The 21,063-nt window shown below is 73.7% G+C and carries 21 protein-coding genes and 1 riboswitch; of the genes, 13 read left to right on the top strand and 8 right to left on the bottom strand.

Features of this window, described 5'->3' with window-relative positions:
- Positions 1-104 precede the first annotated feature (104 nt).
- The 3 genes from HGB44_RS13600 to HGB44_RS13590 all read left to right on the top strand — a co-directional run bounded on the left by HGB44_RS13600 (position 105) and on the right by HGB44_RS13590 (position 3,635).
- Positions 105-1,430 (top strand): DUF418 domain-containing protein, encoded by a 1,326-nt coding sequence (locus HGB44_RS13600; protein ID WP_061080920.1) that lies wholly within the window; start codon positions 105-107, stop codon positions 1,428-1,430.
- Positions 1,431-1,536: 106 nt separating this feature from the next.
- Positions 1,537-2,430 (top strand): SDR family oxidoreductase, encoded by an 894-nt coding sequence (locus HGB44_RS13595; protein WP_061080921.1) that lies wholly within the window; start codon positions 1,537-1,539, stop codon positions 2,428-2,430.
- A 200-nt stretch (positions 2,431-2,630) separates the two neighbouring features.
- Positions 2,631-3,635, top strand: a complete 1,005-nt coding sequence (locus tag HGB44_RS13590; RefSeq protein ID WP_061080922.1) for a zinc-binding dehydrogenase — start codon at positions 2,631-2,633, stop codon at positions 3,633-3,635.
- On the opposite strand, the gene HGB44_RS13585 is transcribed toward HGB44_RS13590, so the two are convergent.
- On the bottom strand, positions 3,632-3,892 hold the full coding sequence (locus tag HGB44_RS13585) for a hypothetical protein (protein WP_061080923.1): 261 nt from the start codon (positions 3,890-3,892) through the stop codon (positions 3,632-3,634). The two genes, HGB44_RS13590 and HGB44_RS13585, sit on opposite strands and share 4 nt — an antisense overlap.
- A 27-nt stretch (positions 3,893-3,919) precedes the next feature.
- Between HGB44_RS13585 and HGB44_RS13580 the strand changes: the two genes are divergently transcribed.
- On the top strand, positions 3,920-4,117 hold the full coding sequence (locus HGB44_RS13580; RefSeq protein ID WP_061080924.1) for a hypothetical protein: 198 nt from the start codon (positions 3,920-3,922) through the stop codon (positions 4,115-4,117).
- A gap of 104 nt (positions 4,118-4,221) precedes the next feature.
- Here HGB44_RS13580 and thiE read toward each other — a convergent pair whose 3' ends face one another.
- Positions 4,222-4,890, bottom strand: a complete 669-nt coding sequence (thiE, locus tag HGB44_RS13575) for a thiamine phosphate synthase (RefSeq protein WP_061080925.1) — start codon at positions 4,888-4,890, stop codon at positions 4,222-4,224.
- A 76-nt stretch (positions 4,891-4,966) separates the two neighbouring features.
- Entirely contained in the window at positions 4,967-5,320 is a 354-nt protein-coding gene (locus HGB44_RS13570) for an Rv2175c family DNA-binding protein (protein WP_061080926.1), read from the bottom strand.
- Between the two features lie 82 nt (positions 5,321-5,402).
- Positions 5,403-5,514, top strand: a riboswitch (TPP riboswitch).
- On the opposite strand from HGB44_RS13570, the gene thiO reads away from it, so the two are divergent.
- From thiO to thiI, 7 genes are all read left to right on the top strand, one after another.
- Positions 5,483-6,694 (top strand): glycine oxidase ThiO, encoded by a 1,212-nt coding sequence (gene thiO, locus HGB44_RS13565; RefSeq protein ID WP_168444015.1) that lies wholly within the window; start codon positions 5,483-5,485, stop codon positions 6,692-6,694. Its footprint overlaps the riboswitch before it by 32 nt.
- 5 nt (positions 6,695-6,699) lie before the next feature.
- Positions 6,700-6,906 carry a sulfur carrier protein ThiS gene (thiS, locus tag HGB44_RS13560; RefSeq protein ID WP_061080928.1) on the top strand — a complete coding sequence of 69 codons (207 nt, stop codon included), beginning with the start codon at positions 6,700-6,702 and terminating at the stop codon, positions 6,904-6,906.
- Between the two features lie 2 nt (positions 6,907-6,908).
- On the top strand, positions 6,909-7,667 hold the full coding sequence (locus tag HGB44_RS13555; RefSeq protein WP_061080929.1) for a thiazole synthase: 759 nt from the start codon (positions 6,909-6,911) through the stop codon (positions 7,665-7,667).
- Positions 7,668-8,088: 421 nt separating this feature from the next.
- On the top strand, positions 8,089-10,125 hold the full coding sequence (gene pknB, locus HGB44_RS13550; protein WP_061080930.1) for a Stk1 family PASTA domain-containing Ser/Thr kinase: 2,037 nt from the start codon (positions 8,089-8,091) through the stop codon (positions 10,123-10,125).
- A gap of 98 nt (positions 10,126-10,223) precedes the next feature.
- On the top strand, positions 10,224-10,880 hold the full coding sequence (locus HGB44_RS13545; protein WP_061080931.1) for a response regulator: 657 nt from the start codon (positions 10,224-10,226) through the stop codon (positions 10,878-10,880).
- Positions 10,881-11,051: 171 nt separating this feature from the next.
- Entirely contained in the window at positions 11,052-12,077 is a 1,026-nt protein-coding gene (locus HGB44_RS13540; protein ID WP_061080932.1) for a 6-phosphofructokinase, read from the top strand.
- A 333-nt stretch (positions 12,078-12,410) separates the two neighbouring features.
- A complete protein-coding gene (gene thiI / locus HGB44_RS13535; RefSeq protein WP_061080954.1) occupies positions 12,411-13,700 on the top strand; it encodes a tRNA uracil 4-sulfurtransferase ThiI in 1,290 nt (429 codons plus the stop codon).
- A gap of 76 nt (positions 13,701-13,776) precedes the next feature.
- Here thiI and aroF read toward each other — a convergent pair whose 3' ends face one another.
- On the bottom strand, positions 13,777-14,823 hold the full coding sequence (aroF, locus tag HGB44_RS13530; protein WP_061080933.1) for a 3-deoxy-7-phosphoheptulonate synthase: 1,047 nt from the start codon (positions 14,821-14,823) through the stop codon (positions 13,777-13,779).
- A gap of 397 nt (positions 14,824-15,220) precedes the next feature.
- Between aroF and HGB44_RS13525 the strand changes: the two genes are divergently transcribed.
- Positions 15,221-15,814 (top strand): molybdopterin-dependent oxidoreductase, encoded by a 594-nt coding sequence (locus HGB44_RS13525; protein WP_061080934.1) that lies wholly within the window; start codon positions 15,221-15,223, stop codon positions 15,812-15,814.
- A gap of 13 nt (positions 15,815-15,827) precedes the next feature.
- Here the strand turns inward: HGB44_RS13525 and macS are convergent, their stop codons facing one another.
- From macS to HGB44_RS13510, 3 genes are read right to left on the bottom strand one after another with little or no spacing between them, the layout of a single operon-like run.
- A complete protein-coding gene (macS, locus tag HGB44_RS13520) occupies positions 15,828-17,087 on the bottom strand; it encodes a MacS family sensor histidine kinase (RefSeq protein WP_267909087.1) in 1,260 nt (419 codons plus the stop codon).
- A gap of 3 nt (positions 17,088-17,090) precedes the next feature.
- Positions 17,091-18,011 (bottom strand): hypothetical protein, encoded by a 921-nt coding sequence (locus HGB44_RS13515; RefSeq protein WP_061080936.1) that lies wholly within the window; start codon positions 18,009-18,011, stop codon positions 17,091-17,093.
- A complete protein-coding gene (locus tag HGB44_RS13510) occupies positions 18,008-18,805 on the bottom strand; it encodes an alpha/beta hydrolase (protein WP_061080937.1) in 798 nt (265 codons plus the stop codon). Before HGB44_RS13510 ends, HGB44_RS13515 begins: the two co-directional genes overlap by 4 nt.
- A 392-nt stretch (positions 18,806-19,197) precedes the next feature.
- Here HGB44_RS13510 and HGB44_RS13505 point away from each other — a divergent pair, with 392 nt between their 5' ends.
- On the top strand, positions 19,198-20,022 hold the full coding sequence (locus HGB44_RS13505; protein WP_061080938.1) for a lysophospholipid acyltransferase family protein: 825 nt from the start codon (positions 19,198-19,200) through the stop codon (positions 20,020-20,022).
- A gap of 72 nt (positions 20,023-20,094) precedes the next feature.
- Here HGB44_RS13505 and HGB44_RS13500 read toward each other — a convergent pair whose 3' ends face one another.
- Positions 20,095-21,042, bottom strand: coding sequence for an ROK family glucokinase (locus HGB44_RS13500; RefSeq protein WP_061080939.1), 948 nt, complete (start codon positions 21,040-21,042; stop codon positions 20,095-20,097).
- Positions 21,043-21,063: the final 21 nt, after the last annotated feature.

The following is a 21,063-nucleotide window of genomic DNA, read 5'->3' as shown; positions in this document are numbered from 1 at the left end:
CTAGGGGGCTTTCCCGGGTCCGCGCCCGCCGGGGGCGTGTTGTGCCCGGCTGCCCGCTCCGGTTGAATCGCTGACACGACATATCGCGAAACCGGGGGTCTCCCATGTCTGGGCACACCGTTTCCCGCGGCCCGGCCGGCGCGGGCGAAAGAGCCCTCGCGCCGGACCTGGCGCGCGGGTCCATGCTTCTGTTCATCGCGCTCGCCAACACCGTCTGGTACCTGTGGGCGCTTCCGGGGAGCGGGGGCGGCGTCCACCCCGAGCCGGGCGGCGCGCTGGACCGGATCGCGCAGTTCTTCGTCGTCATGGCGGTGGACATGCGCAGCTATCCGATGTTCGCCTTCCTGTTCGGGTACGGCATGGTGCAGTTGGCCCGGCGCCAGGAGGCGGCGGGCTCGTCCGTGCGGGAGGTGAACGCGCTGCTGCGCCGCCGCAACCTGTGGCTGCTCGCGTTCGGGTTCGTCCACGCCCTGCTGCTGTGGATGGGCGACATCCTGGGCGCCTACGGCCTGACCGGACTGCTCCTGGGCTGGCTGTTCCTGCGGCGCAGGGACGTCACACTGCTGGTGTGGGCGGGCGTGTTCACCGGGCTGGCCGCGCTGCTGGCGGCGTTCAGCCTGCTGGGCCTGGCCCTCATGCCCGCGGACACCTCCTCCTCGGCCGCGTTCAGCACGGACCTGATGGCCGACAGCATAGGCAACACCTCGGTCCTGGGCGCCGCGCTGGGCCGCGTCCTGGACTGGCCGCTGATCACGCTGGGCCAGGGGCTGCTGGGCATGGTCGTGCCCGCGGCGATCCTGCTCGGCTACTGGGCCGCGCGCCGGCGGATCCTGGAGGAGCCTGGCGGGCACCTGGGCCTGCTGCGCTGGACCGCGGCCTTGGGCGTCGGCGTGGGCTGGCTGGGCGGACTCCCCCTGGCCCTGGCCCAGATCGGGGTCTGGGACCTGTCCCCCGCGCAGGCGGGCATGCTGACCATGCCGCACATGGTGACCGGGCTGGCCTGCGGCCTGGGCTACGTGGCGCTGATCGCGCTGGCGGCGCACCGGATCCAGGCGCGCGGTCGCGCACCGGGCGCGGTGGTCGGCGCTCTGTCGGCGACCGGCAAGCGCTCGCTGTCGGCCTACCTGGCCCAGTCGGTGCTGTGCGCGCCGGTCCTGGCGGCCTGGGGCCTGGGGCTGGGCGGCGAGCTCACCTCGTGGTCGATGGCCCTGTTCGCGGTGGGCGTGTGGCTGGTGACCGTGGCGGCGTCCTACGCGCTGGAGCGCGCGGGCAGGCGCGGACCGGCCGAGGTGCTGCTGCGCCGACTGGCCTACCGGCGCCCGGTCGCCCGGGGGGCTCGGGAGGCGGAGGAGCCCGGACGCGAACCGGGTCAGGGGGTCGGGCACGGCCCGGCCCGGGGGCCCGCGGGCGGCGATCGCCCCGCGCCCTGACCCCGGCGCCACCGCGGTGCCGACCGCACCGCGCCCGACCCCGCGGCGCAAAAAGGCGCGTGCCGCTCAGCGTCCGGCAGGCCCTCGTAACGCAGGATGGGGTGTCATGGGCGACGATCACACGACAAACCACACCATAGGGGTGACGGGGGCGACCGGGGCACTGGGCGGGCGGGTCGCCGCGCGGATCGCGCGGCTGGGCAGGCCCCAGCGGCTCATCGTACGCGACATCAACCGCGCTCCCGAGTATCCCGGCAGCAGCGCGGCGATGGCGGCCTACGAGGACTCGACGGGCTTCGAGCGGGCGTGCCGGGGGGTCGACACGCTGTTCCTGGTCTCGGCCACCGAGTCCGAGGACCGGATCGACGTCCACGTGAACGCGGTGGACGCGGCGGTCAAGGCGGGGGTGTCCTGGATCGTCTACCTGTCCTTCCTGAGGGCGGGACCGGCCTCGACCTTCACGTTCGCGCGCACGCACTTCTTCACCGAGGCGCACATCCGCTCGACGGGGGTGCGGTACACCTTCCTCAGACCCAGCCTGTACCTGGACCTGCTGCCCGGCTGGGTGGACGACGGGGGCGCGGTACGGGGCCCGGCCGGCGACGGCCGGATCGCGTGGGTCTCGCGCGACGACGTGGCGGACGTGGCCGCGGCGGTGCTGACCGACCCGGCCGCCGCACTCGCCTCGCGCGACACCAGCCACGACGTCACCGGCCCGGAGGCGCTGTCCCTGGGCGCGACGGCGGAGAGGCTGGGCGTGCTCACCGGGCGTTCGGTGCGCTACGTGCCCCAGACCCGGGAGGAGGCGCTGGAGTCGCGCCGCTCCAGCGGCGCCCCCGACTGGGCGGTCGAGGGCTGGGTGACCTCCTACGCCGCGATCGCCGCCGGGGAGCTCGACGTGGTCTCGCCCGTCGTCCCCGACCTGACCGGCCACCCCGCCCAGTCCATCGAGGGCTTCCTGCGGCGCCATCCCAGCGCCCTGTCGCACGTCTCGGTCTGACCGCGTCCCGTCCCCCGCCGCCGCACCCCGTGCGCGGCGGTCTCCCCGCACCGTGGACCTTCCCGCGCCGTGGGCCTTCCGTGCCGTGGGCCTTCCCGTGCCGTGGGCCTCACCTCCACCCGGCACTTGACCTCAATAAATGTTGAGGTAAGAGGCTGGGCGGTGTCGGAAACAGGCAGTGCGCACCGAGGGAGAACGGCATGCGAGCGGTACAGGTCGAGGAGTTCGGCGGCCCGGGGGTCCTGGTGGTCCGGGACGTGCCCGAGCCCGAGGTGGGACCGGGTCGGGCGCTGGTGGAGGTCACCGCGGCGAACGTGATGTACCTGGACACCCTGGTCCGCGGCGGCTGGGGGCTGGACTACTTCCCCGTGGCTCCTCCCTACGTCCCCGGCGCGGGCGTGGCCGGGCGGGTGGTCCGGGTCGGCCCCGGCGTGGACCCGGGTTGGGAGGGGGGCACGGTGGTCGCCGACACCGGGCACACGGACGCGGCGCCGGAGGGACCCACCCTGCCCGTGGACGGTTACGCCGAGCGGGCCGTGGTCCCGGAGTCGGCTCTGGTCAGGGTGCCCGAGGAGGTGGACTCCCGGGCGGCGCTGGCCCTGCTGCACGACGGGCCGACCGCGCTGGCGCTGGAGCGGGCGGCGGGCTTCGGTCCCAGCACCACGGTCCTGGTCGCCGCGGCCGCCGGAGGCGCGGGCACCCTGGCCGTCCAGCTGGCCCGCACGGCCGGGGCCCGGGTCATCGGCGCGGCCAGGGGCGGGGCCAAGCTAGCCCTGGTCCGTGGACTGGGCGCACAGGAGACCGTGGACTACTCCGAGCCGGACTGGCAGGAGCGGGTGCGCGCGCTGACCGGCGGCGCCGGGGTCGACGTGGTCCTGGACGGCGCCGGGGGCGCGCTGGGCGCGGCGGCCTTCGAGACCCTGGCCGACGGCGGCCGGTTCATCGGCTACGGCTCCGCGGGCGGGAGCTTCACGGAGGTGGACGCGGAGGAGGCGGGGCGCCGCGGGATCGAGGTCCTGGGCCTGTTCGACCTCAAGGCGGCGGACGGCGACCGGCAGGACGCCCTGCGGATGGCGCTGGAGATGGCCCGCATGGGCAGGATCACCCCGCACGTGGGGCTGACCCTGCCGCTGGAGCGGGCCGCCGAGGCGCACGCCGCGCTGGAGGGGCGCACGGTGCTCGGCAAGGTCCTGCTGGTCCCCTAGGACCGGGCGGCGCGCTCGGCCCCGGACCCGTCCGGGCCGTCCGCCGCGCGGGCCCGTTCCGGGTCCCCGGTGGGACCGGCCTCCGCGCGTGCGTAGGTCCTCAGCATGACCATGGCCTGGATCCCCCCGTCCGGGGGCGGGCCGCTGTCCTCCAGGGCGCCCGGCCCCTGCCCGGACCGGCGCACGGAGGCGGGCGTGAGGGGCCCGCCCGCCACGGCACCGCCGACCGCCTGCGGGAGGTGCTCGTCGACCGCCACCGCCGTGCACGCCGAACTGTCTCGGGGGTGGTACAGCGCCTGCGGACCATGCCGGTGCGGGCGTCGGCCGTGGCCACCGGACACATGGCGGCCAGCGTCGTGCGCGACCTGGTCTCCACCCTCGTGGTGCTGCTGGTGGCGGTGGGCTGGGCTCCCGGCCCGAGGCGGGGCCGCTGGAGCGGCCGGGAGCGCTCGCGCTGCTGGCCTGGTACGTCCTGGCGCTGACCACCGCGGCCGCCGCGTGGGGCCCGGCCTCACGTTCGGCGGACGCCGCGGCCGCGTTCGCCTTGTTCGGTCCCCGGCGCGGGCGGACCGGGGACCGGTGCCGGTCACTCCCCGGCGCGGGCCGCCAGGCGCTGGCGCAGAGCGGCGGCGGCGGACCGGGGATCCTCCGCCTCCGTGATCGCGCGCACGACCACGACCCGGCGGGCCCCGGCGTCCAGCACGCGGTCGATGTTGTCGGCGTCGATCCCGCCGATGGCGAACCAGGGACGGTCGGTGCCCAGCGCGGCCGCCTCCTCCACCAGCTCCAGCCCGGCGGCCGGACGGCCCGGCTTGGTGGGGGTCGCCCAGGTCGGCCCGACGCAGAAGTAGTCGCTGCCGGGCTCCTCGGCGGAGGCGGCCGCGGCGGCGACGTCGTTGTTGGAGCGGCCGATCACGGGGTCGGCGCCGATGATGTCGCGGGCCATGGGCACGGGCAGGTCCCGCTGGCCCAGGTGGAGGACGTCGGCGCGCACGGCGCGGGCGATGTCGGCGCGGTCGTTGACCGCGAGCAGGGCGCCGTACCGCTCGCACGCCTCCTTCATCACCTCCAGGGCCGCGATCTCCTCGCGCGCCTCCAGGCCCTTGTCCCGGAGCTGGATGATGTCCACTCCCCCGGCCAGGGCGGCGTCGGCGAACTCGGCGAGATCGCCCCGACCGGTCCGGGCGTCGGTGCACAGGTACAGAAGCGATGCGTCCAGGCGCTTGCGCAGGCTGGTTCCGTGGCTGGTCCTCACACAGTCCACCCTAGGCCCTGGCGCGTTCGCGCCCAAGGGGGAGGGACGCGGCGGCGCGCCCCTCCCCCGCGGCCGGCTAGAAGGCCATGCTCTGGGCCCGGCGGCGCACCTCGGTGCCCCGGTTCTCGCGCATGGCCTGGATCGGCGTGCCCGGCAGCGAGTCGTCGGGGGTGAACAGCCAGCGCAGGGCCTCCTCGGAGGAGAAGCCCGCGTCGGTGAGCAGCAGCAGTGTCCCGGGCAGGCCCTTCACCAGGTCGTCACCGTCGATGAAGGCGGCGGGGATGGACAGTTCGCCGTCGCGGACCACACCCATCATGCGGTTCTCGCGGATCAGCGTCTTGATCCGGTTCGGGCTCACGCCCAGCGGCACGGCCGCCTCCTTGAGGGTCAGCCAGTCGCCGATGAGCGTGTCGATGTCGCGTTGTGTCACACCACCAATCTGCCACATCCGCGCACCTCCTTCCCCCCGGCACGGGGCGCGTCGGGTACAGGTCCTAGAATGGGGACAGACCCCTACATCCCGCGGGAGCCGGGTGGGACCCGGCTGAGAGGGAGGCTGTGAGCCTCCGACCGCACGAACCTGATCCGGATCATGCCGGCGAAGGGAGTGGAAGCCGCAGCCGTGCGCACCTCCAACGATTCCCACCGCGACCGCGTCGTCGTGGTCGGCGGCGGCCTCGTCGGGCGGGTCACCGCCTGGCGCGCCGCCCAACGCGGACTGCGCGTCACCCTGGTCGAGTCCGACCCGTCCCGCGCCGCCTCCACCGTGGCGGCGGGCATGCTGACCCCCGCCACCGAGGCGGTGTTCGGCGAGGAGCCCCTCATGGAGCTGGGCGTCCGCTCGGCCCGCATGTACGCGGACTTCGTCGCCGAACTGGAGGAGGCCAGCGGCCTGGACGTGGGCCACCGCGCCACCGGCACGCTCCTGGTCGCCTTCGACCGCGACGACCTGGCCGTCCTCACCGAACTGCACGCGCTCCAGCAGCGGCTGGGCCTCGCCGCCGAGCGCCTCACCGGCCGCGAGTGCCGCCGCCTGGAGCCCATGCTCGCCCCGTCGGTGCGCGGCGGCGTCCTGGCGCCCGACGACCACTCCGTGGACCCGCGGCGGCTGCTGCGCGCCCTGGCCGCGGCGGGCGGGCGCGCGGGCGTCACCGAGGTCCGCGGGCGGGTCGGGGAGGTCCTCTCCCCCGGCCCCGGGGGCGCCCGACTGGGCGTGCGCCTGGCCGGGGAGGCCCCGGTCGGGGGCGCCACGGCCGGGGAGACCCTGCCCGCGCACCAGGTGGTGCTGGCCGCGGGCTGCTGGGGCAACGCCGTCGGGCTCCCCGAACCCGTGGTGCCGCCGCTGCGCCCGGTCAAGGGACAGCTGCTGCGCGCCCGGGTGCCCGACGGCGAGCCGCCGCTCGTCAGCCGGACCGTCCGCGGCCTGGTCCGGGGCTTTCCCACCTACCTGGTGCCGCGCGCCGACGGCGAGGTCGTCATCGGCGCCACCCAGGAGGAGCTGGGCCACGACACCTCCCTCACCGTCGGGGGGCTCTGGCAGGTACTGCGGGACGCGCGCGAGCTCGTCCCCGGGGTGAGCGAGCTGGAGGTCACCGAGACCTGCGTCGGGCTGCGCCCCGGCTCCCCCGACAACGAACCCCTCCTGGGGCCCACCCGGGTCCCGGGACTGCACCTGGCCGCCGGGCACTTCCGGCACGGGGTGCTGCTGACCCCGGTGACAGGTGAGGCCATGGCCCGCGCCCTGGCCGACGGAGACCTGCCGGAGTACGCCCGCCGCTTCACGGCACGACGCGCAAGTAGGTAGTAGCAGTGGAACTGATCATCAACGGCGACCGCCGCGAGTTCACCGACGACACGACCGTGGAAGCGGTCGTACGCGACCTGACCGGCACCGAGGTCCCCGGCGGTATCGCCGTGGCCGTCAACGACGAGGTGGTGCGCCGGGCCGCGTGGGCCGCGAGCCAGCTCAACCAGGGCGACCGCGTGGACGTCCTCACCGCAGTGCAGGGAGGCTGAACTTGAACGACGACCTCGTGATCGCGGGAACCTCCTTCGGGTCCCGACTGATCACCGGAACCGGAGGGGCCCCCTCCCTGGAGGTCCTGGAGGAGGCCCTGATCGCCTCCGGCACCGAGCTGACCACCGTGGCGATGCGCCGGGTCTCGCCCGGCACCCAGGGGTCGGTGTGGGACATCCTGACCCGCAACGGGATCCGGGCGCTGCCCAACACCGCCGGGTGCTTCACCGCCGTCGACGCGGTGCGCACCGCCCGGCTGGGGCGCGAGGCGCTGGACACCGACTGGGTGAAGCTGGAGGTGGTGGCGGACGAGCACACGCTGCTGCCCGACCCCGTCGAGCTGCTGGACGCCGCCGAACAGCTGGTGGACGAGGGCTTCACCGTGCTGCCCTACACCAACGACGATCCCGTACTGGCCCGGCGGCTGGAGCAGGTGGGCTGTGCCGCGGTGATGCCGCTGGCCGCCCCGATCGGCTCGGGGCTGGGCATCCGCAACCCGCACAACCTGGAACTGATCGTCGAGCAGGCCGGCGTGCCGGTCATCGTGGACGCGGGGATCGGCACCGCCAGCGACGCCGCCCTGGCCATGGAGCTGGGCTGCGACGCGGTCCTGCTGGCCACGGCCGTGACCCGTGCCCAGGACCCGGTGCGCATGGCCGCCGCGATGCGCGACGCCGTACGCGCGGGCCGCGGCGCGCGCCTGGCGGGCCGCATCCCGGTGCGGCGTCACGCCCAGGCCTCCTCGCCGTCCGTGAGTTAGGCCACCTCCACCCCGCGGACCGGTGCGTCCCACCTGGGGCGTTTGGTGCCGTCCTCTACCGTGGAACGAGTGTGCGGCCCGGAAGGGAACACCCCACACACCACGACAACCCAGGCGCGAGCGTCCCACCGCGAACAGAGCGGGCCTCACCGGGAACGGGACAATCCACCGACCGGTGAAGCACACACCACCCAGACCGGGCTAGCCCCGGCCGGGGACCGGGATCCACCCCCGGGAGGCCGAGCAGGCCTCCCCGGGGCCCCACGGGCCCCACCGACACTGGAACGGGACGGCGCGACCGCGAACCGCGGGGCAGACCTGGCGTGGGCTTCCGCTATCGTGTCGGTTCGACACCCGGTGTCGGGTACGCGCCACCGGCCGCGACAGCCCGCGCTCCCCGCAGCAAGGACACTACTCCGCCGTGGACATGACGACTTCCGACCCGCTCGTAGGCGCCACCCTGGACCGACGTTACTTCGTGGAGTCCAGGATCGCCGGAGGCGGGATGGCGACCGTCTACGTCGCCCACGACCTGAGGTTGGACCGACGGCTGGCCCTGAAGGTGATGCACCCTTCCCTGGCCCAGGACCCGACCTTCGTGCAGCGCTTCATCAACGAGGCGCACTCCGTCGCCAAGCTCTCCCACCCCAACGTCGTGCAGGTCTTCGACCAGGGTGAGGACCAGGGGCACGTCTTCCTGGCCATGGAGTACGTGCCCGGACGCACCCTGCGCGACCTGCTCAAGTCTCGGGGCAGGCTCGGCGCCCACGAGGCCCTGAACGCCATGGCCCCGGTGCTGGCCGCGCTCGGCGCCGCCCACCAGGCGGGCATGGTGCACCGCGACGTCAAGCCCGAGAACGTCCTCATCACCGAGGACGGCCGGGTCAAGGTCGCCGACTTCGGCCTGGCGCGCGCCGTGGAGCAGTCCAACCAGGGGCTGACCCGCACGGGCACCCTCATGGGCACCGCCGCCTACCTGGCCCCCGAGCAGATCGAGAAGGGCGTCGCCGACGCCCGCAGCGACGTGTACGCGGCGGGCATCATGCTCTACGAGCTGCTCACCGGCAGTCAGCCGCACACCGGCGAGACGCCCATCGCGATCGCCTACCAGCACGTCAACGAGGACGTCCCGCGTCCCTCGCACTTCCTGCCCGGCCTGCCCGCGGAGGTCGACGCCCTGGTCACCAAGGCCACCGAGCGCGACCCCAGGTACCGCCCCAGCAACGCGGGCCAGTACCTGGCCAAGGTCCTGGCGGTGCTCAACGGCCTGCCCGACACCCCCGCCTCCGCCGCGGACCAGGCCCCGCTGGCACCCGTCGCCCCGGCCGCGGCGGTCACTGCCTCGGTGACCGCCCCCCAGCTCATCGCCGGGGGCGCCGGTCCGGGCACCGAGAACGCGACCATGGTCGTGGACATGGCCTCCGCCGGCCTGGAGGGCGACCGCTACGACGACTACGACCGCGACAAGGACGGGTACGGCGACGACGGGTACGACGACTACCGGGACGGTCCCGACGACCGGCGCCGCCGCAACCTGCTGATCGGCATCGGCGCGGCGGTCCTGGCCATCGTCCTGCTCGGCTCGGGCTGGTGGTTCCTCGTCGGCCAGTACGAGAACGTCCCGGACGTGGTGGGCAGCGACCCCGAGGCCGCGAGCCAGATGATCCGCGACGAGGGCCTGCGCTACGACCTGTCCTCCGAGACCGTCTACAGCGACGCCGAGCCGGGCACGGTCGGCGAGACCGACCCCGAGGTGGGCGCCCGCCTGTCCCCCGACGACGTGGTCACCGTGTACCTGTCCAAGGGCCCGCAGACGGTGGAGATGCCCGACCTGGTCGAGATGGACGCCGCCAACGCCCTCAAGGAGTTGGAGGACCTCGGCTTCGCCCCGGACAACATCGTCCAGGAGGACATGAGCTCCACCGAGATCGAGCCCGGCGCGGTGATCTCCACCTCTCCCGAGGCGGGCGCGGAGGCCGACCGGGAGGAACCGGTCACGCTCACCGTCAGCCAGGGCATCCCGGTGCCCGCGGTGGTCGGCGAGGACCTGGACACCGCCCGCCAGATGCTGGAGGGCGAGGGCCTGTCCGTCGAGGTGGTCGAGGAGGAGAGCGCGGACGTCGAGGAGGGCAAGGTCATCCAGCAGAGCCCCGACAGCGGCTCCAGCATCGGCTCCGGCGGCACCGTCACCCTGACCGTCTCCACCGGCCCGCCCGGCGTGGACATCCCCGACGTGGTCGGCATGCGCGTCAATGAGGCGCGTGAGGCACTGGAGGATGCCGGTTTCAAGGTCAAGGTCGAGCGCGTCTTCGGCGGCCGTGAGGTGGCCCACCAGTCGCACACCGGCAGGGCGCCCGAGGACACGGAGATCACGATCACCGCGACTCCGGGCGGCATCGACCTGGGCGACTTCGGCGAGGGCGGCGGCAACGGCCGTGGCGACGACGATGACGACTGACCCGCCCGGGCCCGGCGCCTGAGGTACGGGCGAGGGGGCGGGACCGGATCCGGTCCCGCCCCCTCGCCGTGTGCGCCGTCCGGGATAAGGTCACCTGCATGGCGAGCGAGGAGATCCGGGTACTGGTGGTGGACGACCACCCGATGTGGCGCGACGCGGTCGCGCGCGACCTCGGCGAGGCCGGGATCGAGGTCGTGGGCACCGCGGGCGACGGCGCCAAGGCGCTGCGCATCGCCCCGGCCGCGCGTCCCACCCTGGCCGTCGTGGACCTGCACCTGCCCGACATGAGCGGGGTCGAGCTGACCGCGGGCCTGGTGGCCCTGTCCCCGCCCCCGCGGGTGCTGGTGCTGTCGGCGAGCGGCGCCAGCGACGACGTCCTGGCCGCGGTGAAGGCCGGGGCGACCGGCTACCTGGTCAAGTCCGCGGGACGGGAGGAACTGCTGGACGCGGTGCGCCGGGTGCACGCGGGCGAGGCCGTCTACACCCCGGGCCTGGCCGGGCTGGTGCTGGGCGAGTACCGCAGGCTCTCGTCGGCGGACCGCTCCGGGGAGCCGGAGGCGCCCGAGCTGACCCCCCGCGAGACCGAGGTGCTGCGCCTGGTCGCCAAGGGGCTGGCCTACAAGCAGATCGCGCAGCGGCTGGGCATCTCCCACCGCACCGTACAGAACCACGTGCAGAACACCCTCACCAAGCTCCACCTGCACAACAGGGTGGAGCTGGTGCGGTACGCCATCGACCGGGGCCTGGACGACTGACGCGCGCCCGCGCGTCCGCTTCGCGCGGTCCGCGCCGTCTGCCCCGTACGCGCCGGGCGCGTTCACCGCCTATTCGCCTCCCCGGGTTGGCCCCGGATCACCGCTCCCACTATGGTCTAGACCATATGGCGCCATGCGCCGTAAAAGCACACAACGTCGAGGAGAGTTCGTATGCGAGTCGGGGTGCTGACCGGCGGTGGGGACTGCCCTGGTCTGAACGCGGTCATCCGCGCAGTGGTCCGCAAGGGCATCAAGGACTACGGCTACGAGTTCGTCGGCTTCCGGGACGGTTGGCGCGGTCCGCTGGAGGGCGACACCATGCCGCTGGACGTGACCGCCGTGCGCGGCATCCTGCCCCGGGGCGGCACGATCCTGGGCTCCTCGCGCACCAACCTCATGAAGATCGAGGGCGGCGTCGAGCGGGTCAAGGACAACATGGCCGGACTGGGCGTCGACGCCCTGGTCGCCATCGGCGGCGAGGACACCCTCGGCGTGGCCCGCCAGCTGCACGACCGCGGCGTCAACGTCGTCGGCGTGCCCAAGACCATCGACAACGACCTCAACGCGACCGACTACACCTTCGGTTTCGACACGGCCGTGAACATCGCGATGGAGGCGATCGACCGCCTGCACACCACCGCCGAGTCGCACCACCGAGCGCTGGTCGTGGAGGTCATGGGCCGCCACGCCGGGTGGATCGCGCTGCACTCGGGCATGGCCGCGGGCGCCAACGTCATCCTCATCCCCGAGCGGCCCTTCGACATCGACGAGGTCGTCAAGCACGTCGAGAGCCGCTTCGAGACCCAGTACGCGCCGATCATCGTGGTCGCCGAGGGCGCGCACCCCAAGGAGGGCCAGATGGAACTGGCCACCGGGGAGACGGACTCCTTCGGCCACGTGCGCCTGGGCGGCATCGGCCAGCGACTGGCCGAGGAGATCGAGAAGCGCACCGGCAAGGAGGCCCGCTCGGTGGTCCTGGGCCACGTGCAGCGCGGCGGCACGCCCACCGCGTTCGACCGCGTGCTGGCCACCCGTCTGGGCGTGAACGCCATCGAGGCCGTGCACGACAAGGCGTTCGGCAAGATGGTCGGCCTCCAGGGCACGGACATCGTCCGCGTGAACCTGGCCGAGGCGACCGACACCCTCAAGACGGTGCCCTCCGCGCGCTACGAGGAGGCCGAGGTCTTCTTCGGCTAGGCACGGCTCCGGCCGGGCACGGCCGCGGACCACGCGGCCCGAGGACCCGGAGCCCGGGAACCGGATTCTTCCGAGGCTCCCCGGCCGCCGGCCACGTGCGCCGACCCCCGCCGGAACGGTCCGCGCCCCCTTCCCAGCTCCCAGGGAGGGGGGCGCGCCGCGTTCGGGGAGCGGCCGCCGTGTGCCCACCGCCTCCCGCCCGTCCCGTCCGGAAACGGACGGAGCGGTGGACGGGATGTTCGATACTGGAGGGTGGCGATGAACGCTCCCGGCCCCGTCACCGCCACTCCCACCTCACACCGGGACACGAAGGTATCCACCGGAGGTAGCACCATGTCCGCGTCGCTTGAGTCCGCGCCGCCCCCCGCAGCCCTGGCCGGGGCCGACGCCGGGCTCGGCGAGCTCTGCGTGCTCATGAAGCTCGGCGAGATCGTCCTCAAGGGCTCCAACCGCAAGCTGTTCGAGCGGCGGCTGCACAACAACATCCGCTCCTCCGTGCGCGACCTGGGCGAGATCCGCCTCTCCCAGCGCGGCGCGGGCGTGATCATCGTGCGCAAGCCCGGCGCCTCCGACCTGGAGGTCGCCGAGATCGCCGACCGCATGGCCAACGTCATGGGCGTGGTCTGGGTGCACCTGGTCCGCCGCGTGCCCAAGGACCTGGACGCCGTCACCGACATCGGCGTGCGCGTCATGGAGGGCCGCGAGGGCACCTTCGCCGTGCGCGCCCGGCGCCGCGACAAGCGCTTCGAGATGACCTCGTCGGAGCTGGCGGGGTACCTGGGCTCGAAGATCATCGAGGCGCACGGCTACAAGGTCAACCTCAAGCGCCCCGACAACACCCTGTTCGTCGAGGTGGACAAGGACGAGGCGTTCGTGTTCACCGACGGCGTGCCCGGCCAGGGCGGCCTGCCCGCCGGGATGAGCGGCCGCGGCCTGGTGCTGATGTCGGGCGGGATCGACTCCCCCGTCGCCGCGCACCGGATGATCCGGCGCGGGCTCAAGGTCGACTTCCTGCACTTCTCCGGTATGCCGTTCACCGGCCCGGAGTCGATCTACAAGGCCTACAGCCTCGTCCGCCAGCTGGACCGCTACCAGGTGGGCTCGCGGCTGTTCGTCATCCCCTTCGGCAAGGCCCAGCAGCAGCTGAAGAGCTCGGGGATCGAGCGGCTCCAGATCGTCGCCCAGCGCCGCCTCATGCTCAAGACCGCCGAGGCCCTGGCCGACGACCTGGGCGCGGAGTGCCTGGTCACCGGTGACGCGCTGGGCCAGGTGTCCAGCCAGACCATGACCAACCTGACCGCCCTGGACGACGCGGTGGACCTGCCGATCCTGCGTCCGCTCATCGGCATGGACAAGACCGAGATCATGGACCAGGCCCGCCGGATCGGGACCCTGGCCATCTCGGAGCTGCCCGACGAGGACTGCTGCACCATGCTGACCCCGCGCCAGGTGGAGACCGCGGCCAAGATCCCGGACCTGCGCCAGATCGAGAAGCGCCTGGACGCCGAGGAGCTGGCCGAGCACCTGGTCACCACCGCGCAGGTGCACAAGCCCAGCTTCCTGGGCGACGCCGCGCCCAAGCGCGTGGCGCCCGCGTCCGCGTCGGTGGCCGCCACCGCCTGACCGGCGACGACGGCGCCCCGGCCCCGCCCCGCGTGCGGGGAGCGGCCGGGGCGCCGTCGTGTTCAGCCCCGCGGTCTCACAGACCGGCCAGTTCGCGGCCGGGCGCCGGGGTCAGGGTGCGGCCGGTCAGGGCGGCCAGGGTGCCCGCCAGGTCCCGCAGCTCGGCCAGGTCCTCGTCCAGGAGGGCCTGCGGGCCGTCGCACAGGGCGTTCTCCGGGTGGGGGTGCACGTCGACGATGACGCCGTCCGCGCCGACCGCCACGGCCGCGCGCGAGAGCGGCAGCACCAGCTCGCGCTTGCCGCCCGAGTGGGACGGGTCGACGATCACCGGCAGGTGGGACAGGTTCTGGGCGACCGGGACGGCGCTGATGTCCAGGGTGTTGCGGGTGGCCTTCTCGAAGGTGCGGATGCCGCGCTCACACAGGACGATGTCGAGGTTGCCGCGCTGGGCGATGTACTCGGCGGCCATCAACCACTCCTCGATGGTGGCGCTCATGCCGCGCTTGAGCAGGACCGGCTTGCCCGCGTCGCCCGCGGCCTGGAGGAGGGCGAAGTTCTGCATGTTGCGGGTGCCGATCTGGAGCATGTCGGCGTAGGAGGCGACGAGCTCGACGTCGGCGGCGTCCACGACCTCGGTGACGATGGGAAGGCCGGTCTCCTCGCGCACGTCGGCGAGGATCCGCAGGCCCTCCTCGCCCAGGCCCTGGAAGGCGTAGGGGGAGGTGCGGGGCTTGTAGGCGCCGCCGCGCAGCAGGGACGCCCCCGCAGCCAGCGCCATCTCGGCTGCAGCCAGGGTCTGCTCGGGGGTCTCGACGGCGCACGGCCCGGCGATGACGGTGACGTTGTCGCCGCCGATCGGCACGCCGCGCACGCTGACGACGGTGCGGCTGTCGTGGTTCTCGCGGCTGACGAGCTTGTAGGGGGCGGAGATGCGCAGGACGTCGCTGACGCCCGGCTTGGCGGCCAGGCCCAGGTCCTGGAACCGCTCGACGTCACCGACGAGGCCGATGATCGTGCGGCTCACACCGCGCGTCACGTAGGCCTCGCCTCCGGCGGAGGAGACCAGCTCGACCAGATCGTCGATGTTCTCGGGGGTGGCGTCCTGCGCCATCACGATGACCATGTGCGTTGTCCCTAGCTGCTTGTCGGTTGGTGAACGAGCCGACCGGCGCCCGGAACGAGAAAAGCCCCGGGCTCTACCGGCCCGGGGCTCAAGTCGTCTGTGTCAGCGCAGCGCTTTACAGGCGACCGGGGTGTCGGGCCGGTAGCCATAAAAGCGCCAGAAGTTCCGCTGCATGGCTGGAACTATAGCGCACGGTCGCCGCGTGTCCGCACGACCGGGGTGAGTGACCTGCCTCTCGTCGGCGCCTGACAGGATGGCCGGACGCACGTTCCCCCATGGGGAGGGCGTTCGCTCCGGCCCTGCCGGTCGGGCGCGCCGCGGGGGTCCGAAGACGAGCAGGGGGACGGAAGTGTCCGAGGGAACGGACGAGGACGATACGGGCAGGGCCCGGCCCCGGATGCCTCCCGGGCAGGCGGTGCGCCATGAGCACAAGCCGCTGCACTACGGACCGGTGCCCGCCTTCCGCCCGCAGCGGTGGGACCTTCGGGTCACGGGGGCGACCGAGGACCTGGGAGCCTACCGCTGGACCTGGGAGGAGTTCGCGAGGCTGCCTCGCACGGACTCCGTGAGCGACTTCCACTGCGTGATGCGGTTCAGCGCCCCGGACGTGCCCTGGCGCGGGGTGCGCGCCCTCGACCTGGTCGCCGCGGCCCCGCCCGCGCCGGAGGCCACGCACGTGATGGCCTGGGGCGAGTACGGCTACGGCGCGAACCTGCGCATGGACGACTTCCTGGCGGAGGGGGTGCTGCTGGCGACCCACCGCGACGGCGAGCCGCTCGCCCCCGAGCACGGCGCGCCGGTGCGCCTGGTGGTGCCGCACCTGTACGGGTGGAAGAGCGTGAAGTGGCTGCGCGCGGTGGAGTACATGGCCGCGGACCGCCGCGGTTTCTGGGAGGAGCGCGGCTACCACAACCGGGGCGACCCCTGGCGGGAGCAGCGGTTCTCCTACCAGGAGGAAGAGGAGGAGCCGGGCCGGGGCCCGCGGCGGTGAGCCGTGCGGGGCCTCAGCGGCGCGGGACGCGCATCTCCACCTCGGTGCCCTGGCCGGGGACCGACACGTACTCGACGGTGCCGCCCAGGTCGCGCACACGGCCGAGCACGGACTGGGCCACGCCGATGCGCCCCTCGGCACGGGCCCGCTCCAGGCGGCCGGGTTCGATGCCGGGGCCCTCGTCGCGGACGGACACGGTCACCGCGTCGTCCTCGTCCTCCACCAGCACCCAGGCGCGCGTGCCCTCGGGGCAGTGCCGCTCCACGTTGTCCAGGGCGGCGAGGACCGCGGCGGCCAGCTCGTCGGCGGTGTGCGCGGGCAGGATGACGGGCGTGGCGGGCGCGGACACCGACACGCGGACCGACTCGGCGCGGCGCAGCGGCTCGCACAGGTCCACCGCGGCCTCGCTCCCGGACGAGGCCGCGCGTCCGGAACCCCCCGCCCCCGCGGCAGCGCGTCCGGAGCCCTTGCGCCCCGAGGCCGCGCGCCCCGTGGAAGGCGGCGCCGCACCACCTGCCCCGTTGGTACCGCTTCCCCCGTCCGCCCCGGCGGAGGCGCCCTCCGACAGCCCGATCGCGACCAGCGCGCGCAGACGCGCCTCCTGCTCACCGGCCATCCGGCCCAGTTCGGCGGCCTCTCCCCCGGCCTCGGCGCCGCGCCTGCTCACCAGGGACAGCACCTGGAGCACCGAGTCGTGGATCGAGCGGGCCAGCTGCTCGCGCTCGCGGGTGCGCGCCTCCAGCGCGACCGCCTGCGCGAAACGCCGTTCGGCCCGCTCCGACATCCAGGACATGTACCCGACCGCCAGTCCGGCCAGGAGCAGCAGGACCACCCCGCGCGCGGTCGCGGCGGTGACGGCGGCGTCCATGACCGTGCGCAGGGTGAGGTCGGCGACGCCGTAGAGCACGGCGACGGCCGCGGCGGCGCGCCCGCCCCAGATGACGCTGGCCGCCAGCGCGGTGCCCGCGAACCAGTAGCCGCTCAGCGGCGGGGCCTGGGTGAGGTAGAACGGCGTGGCCGCCAGCGCGGTGGCGAACAGGCACGCGAAGGCCACCGCGAGGTCGGCGGTGAGCAGGCGCCAGTCGCGCAGGTGCGGGCGGGCGTAGGCGCGGGTGGTGAACACCGTCCACACGACCATGACCGCCAGCACCGTCCAGGCCAGCCAGGGCCGGGTCAGGTGCTCGTGGTGCTGGACGAGGAGGAGCAGGGCGTAGACCAGGGACGCTGCGCGGAAGACGGCGAAGGCGCGCCAGAGGGGGAAGTCGAAGCCCAGGGGTCAGACCACCGCCCCGTTGTCGGGCCCGCCGTCTCCGGGCGGACGGGAGTCGGTCATGCGCAGGATGAGCACGACGAAGCTGACCAGGAAGGCCAGCACCGCGGCGAACATCAGCCAGTTGGGCAGGGTGACGCCGACGAAGGCGGCCCCGAACACCAGCACCGGCGCGCCCAGCAGGCACAGCCAGGCGGCGATGCCCACCCGGTCGCCCTGGAGCAGGGGCGGCGGCGGTGGCGGCTCGTAGTGGCCCTCCAGGTCGGCCTCGGCCCGGCGGCGGGCCTCCTCCCCCTCCGCCTCACGGTCCTCCCCGTCCCCGGCGCCGACGGCCCCTCCGGCCAGGAGGTCGCCGCCGGAGGAGGCGTCCCCTCCCGAGGCGCTGAGGTTCTCGGCGTCGGGCCAGGCGGCGCGGCGGCGCTGCCCCCGGGTGTCGGCGTCGTCGTAGAAGCGGGCGACCAGGTCGTTCCAGACCTCGTCCTCGTCCGCGGGCCGGGCGGGCGCAGCGTCGGGGTCGACGTTGGCGGGCGGGCCGTCCAGGAGGTCGCCGCCGACCGGTGCGTCGGAGGCCTCGTGCGCGGCGGCGGCCTCCCCGCCCTCCTCTGCGTCGGCGTCGGAGCGGGGCTCGCCGCGCGGCGCCAGCAGGTCGGGGGCCGTCTCGGGCTGTCCGTCCAGGTCGGGCAGTTCGGTGCCCAGGACCCTCTCGGCGGCGGCCCGCTCCTCGGCGTCCACGTACAGGTGGTCGGTGGGCGGGTCGTCGGCCTGGCTGCCCGCGGGCTCCAGGACGTCCTCGTCCAGCGGCACGGCGTAGGCGGCGATACCGCTGCGCCGGAGCGCCTCCAGCATGAGGTCGGCGTGCGAGGGCGCGAGCAGGATCAGCGGAACGTAGGCGTCGGCGAGCAGGCCGTTCCCCCGACGTTGCGTCATCGGTCGGCTCCTTCCCCGCTTCTACTGTGCTCTCGCACGAAGGCGAGGCTCCCGTCGAAGACGACGGCGGCGTCATGGTCGAGGGTCGCCACGTGGTAGCTGTCGTGGAGCAGGTGGATCGTCAGCCCGGTGTTGACCGCTCTCCTAGCGAGGATACGCAGACTGCGCGGTCCGACAACGTGGTCCTGGGTGCTCCGGTAGGCCAGGATCGGCGCTCGCAAACCGGACATGCCCTCCTGAACCTCGCGCCACAGCTTCGGGAGTGTCGCCGCGGCCGCGGTGGGGACGCGGTCGTACCCGCCCTCGGTGGTGTCGTCCTTGGAGACGTCGCAGCCCAGACCGGGCGTGGAGGGCATGATCCGGGAGACCAGGCGGCGGACCGGTGCGATGACGGGCAGGCGCCGGTCCTCCACCGCCAGGGAGGGGTTGACGAGCACGACCCCGCGCACGAGGCCGGGGTGCCTCTGGGCCAGGCGCAGACTGAGGGCGCCGCCCATGGACAGTCCCATGACGAACACCTCCTCACAGCGCGAGGCCAGGTCCAGCAGGGCTCGTTCGGCCTCGGCGAGCCAGTCGTCGCTGGTGGTGAGGTTCATGTCGTGCCAGACCGTGCCGTGGCCGGGCAGCAGGGGCGCCTCGACGCTGAGCCCCGCGGCGGCCAGGTGCTCGCCCCAGGGGCGCATCGAGTACGGGGAGCCGGTGAAACCGTGGCAGAGCAGGACGCCCGTGCCCGACCCGCGGTGACTGAACGGCTCAGCGCCCGGGATCAGGGGAGGGGCGTCGGTCGGTCTCACGGAGCGGCTCCAGGAATCGTGCGGTGCTCGGGAAAAAAAAAGGGGGTTGCGGCGACCGGAGCGGAGGCACGAGAACCCTGGCTCCTGCCGTGAGGCTAACCGTTCGGCGGTCCGTTCGCCATGAGTGCACAGTAACGTCCCCGTCCCCCGCGACCGGAGGCAGGCACCCGCCACGCGGGCCGACTGAGTATCCTCTTCTGCGTCGGGCCGACGGCCCGTTCGGGGGCGCTTTGGCACTTGCGCTCGCACGGTGGGAGGATGGCGCACGTCAGGCGGCGGCTCCTCCCCCACTCTCCGGGCGCGAGCCCTCCTGGCAATGTCGGCAGAGCGGGACGGTGAATCGTGGCAGACCCTGCCCAGTGCTCCCCGCGTGTGCAGGGGTGATCTGAGCGATGTTCTACTGGGTGGTCAAGGCGTTCCTGGGGCCGGTTCTGGCCGTGCTGTGGCAACCGCGGGCCGAGGGTGTGGAGAACGTGCCGCGCCGCGGCCCGGCGATCATGGTGAGCAACCACCTGTCCTTCTCCGACCACTTCTTCGGTCCGCTGCCGCTGCCGCGCAGGATCACCTTCCTGGCCAAGGCCGAGTACTTCACCGGCACGGGCGTCAAGGGCCTGCTGAGCCGGGCGTTCTTCACCGGTGTGGGGCAGATCCCCATCGACCGCTCGGGCGGCAAGGCCAGCGAGGCGGCGCTGCGCACGGGCCTGAGGGTGCTCAAGCGCGGTGAGCTGCTGGGCATCTATCCCGAGGGCACCCGCTCCCCCGACGGCAAGCTCTACCGCGGCCGGACGGGTGTGGCGCGGCTGGCGCTGGAGGCCAAGGCCCCGGTGGTGCCGATGGCGATGATCAACCTGGAGAAGATCATGCCCCCCGGCCGCACCGTGCCCAAGCTGGGCGTGCGCCCCAAGGTCAAGTTCGGCAAGCCGCTGGACTTCTCCCGCTACCACGGCATGGAGAAGGACCCGCGCGTGCTGCGGGCCGTCACCGACGAGATCATGTACGCGCTGATGGAACTGTCCGGCCAGGAGTACGTGGACCGCTACGCGCAGTCGGTCAAGGCCGAGCTGGAGGCGGAGGCCAAGGAGGCCAAGCGCGAGCAGCACGCCAGCGACAAGGACCGCAGGCGGAGCGAGCGCGAGCGGCGCAAGGAGGACCGCCGGGCCCGACGCGAGGAGAAGCGGGCCGCGCGCAAGAACAAGGACAAGGACGCGGAGGAGTAGCCCGACACGCCGGACGGCCCCCGCGACCTCCACAGGGAGGTCGCGGGGGCCGTCCGTTCTCCGGTGGCCGGGTCAGTGCCGGGCGAGGTCTCCCGCGCCGACGATGCCCGCCTCACCGCCGAGCTCGGCCAGGCGCACCTCGGCCATGCGGCGTCCGGGGCGGCCCGGGACGTTGCGTGCGAAGGAGGCGCGGACCGGGTCCAGCAGGATGGACCCGGCGTCGGAGACGCCGCCGCCCAGGACGAAGCACTCGGGGTCGAGGATGGCGGCGAGGTCGGCCAGGCCGTGTCCGGCCCACTCCCCGACCTTGGCGAAGCACTCCAGGGCGGCCCTGTCCCCCTCCAGCGCCGCCTGGGTGATGACGTGGCCCTCGACCTGGTCGATGACGCCGTCGGCGAGCTTGAGCATGCGCTCGGCGGCCGCGGGGTCGGTCAGCGCCAGGTCCTGCGCCTCGGCGACCAGGGCGCGACCGCTGGCGTACTGCTCCCAACAGCCGTGGTTGCCGCAGGCGCAGCGGCGCCCGTGCGGGACCATCCGGTAGTGCCCGACCTCCGCGGCCACGCCGTAGCGGCCGCGGTGCAGGGCGCCGCCGATGACCAGGCCGCCGCCGATGCCGGTGCCCAGGGTGATGCACACGATGTGGTCGCTGCCGCGCCCGGCGCCGAACCTGGCCTCGGCCCAGGCGGCGGCGTTGGCGTCGTTCTCGATGACCACGGGCAGCCCGACGCGCTCCTGGACGTGGTCCCGGAGGGGCTCGTCGCGCAGGCCGAGGTTGACGGCGACCTGGACGGTGGCGCGGTCCTCGTCCACGAACCCCGCCACACCCACCCCGACGGCCTGGACCGCGTCGGCGTCCCGTCGGCCGCGCAGCTCCCCTACGGCCCCGGCCACGACGTCGGCCAGGGCCTGCGGGTCGTTGGAGGGGGTGGGGTACTTGACCTTGTCGAGGATCTGCCCTTCGGGGTCGACGACCCCGGCGGCGACCTTGGTCCCGCCGATGTCTACGCCGATGGTCAGCATGGGGGCAGCTCCTTCGTACTT

The sequence above is a fragment of the Nocardiopsis alborubida genome, assembly GCF_012396365.1.
Taxonomy (GTDB): Bacteria; Actinomycetota; Actinomycetes; order Streptosporangiales; family Streptosporangiaceae; genus Nocardiopsis; species Nocardiopsis alborubida.
The sequence above is the reverse complement of the archived record's forward strand: the minus strand, read 5'-3'. Positions and strand labels throughout refer to the sequence as shown.

Coding starts and splice junctions, on each gene's coding strand:
- aroF (WP_061080933.1), bottom strand. CDS start 14,823: ATGGTCATCGTGATGGCGCAGGACGCCACCCCCGAGAACATCGACGAT.
- HGB44_RS13590 (WP_061080922.1), top strand. CDS start 2,631: ATGCGAGCGGTACAGGTCGAGGAGTTCGGCGGCCCGGGGGTCCTGGTG.
- thiI (WP_061080954.1), top strand. CDS start 12,411: ATGTCCGCGTCGCTTGAGTCCGCGCCGCCCCCCGCAGCCCTGGCCGGG.
- thiO (WP_168444015.1), top strand. CDS start 5,483: ATGCCGGCGAAGGGAGTGGAAGCCGCAGCCGTGCGCACCTCCAACGAT.
- HGB44_RS13505 (WP_061080938.1), top strand. CDS start 19,198: ATGTTCTACTGGGTGGTCAAGGCGTTCCTGGGGCCGGTTCTGGCCGTG.
- HGB44_RS13515 (WP_061080936.1), bottom strand. CDS start 18,011: ATGACGCAACGTCGGGGGAACGGCCTGCTCGCCGACGCCTACGTTCCG.
- HGB44_RS13595 (WP_061080921.1), top strand. CDS start 1,537: ATGGGCGACGATCACACGACAAACCACACCATAGGGGTGACGGGGGCG.
- HGB44_RS13500 (WP_061080939.1), bottom strand. CDS start 21,042: ATGCTGACCATCGGCGTAGACATCGGCGGGACCAAGGTCGCCGCCGGG.
- HGB44_RS13545 (WP_061080931.1), top strand. CDS start 10,224: ATGGCGAGCGAGGAGATCCGGGTACTGGTGGTGGACGACCACCCGATG.
- HGB44_RS13600 (WP_061080920.1), top strand. CDS start 105: ATGTCTGGGCACACCGTTTCCCGCGGCCCGGCCGGCGCGGGCGAAAGA.
- HGB44_RS13525 (WP_061080934.1), top strand. CDS start 15,221: ATGCCTCCCGGGCAGGCGGTGCGCCATGAGCACAAGCCGCTGCACTAC.
- HGB44_RS13540 (WP_061080932.1), top strand. CDS start 11,052: ATGCGAGTCGGGGTGCTGACCGGCGGTGGGGACTGCCCTGGTCTGAAC.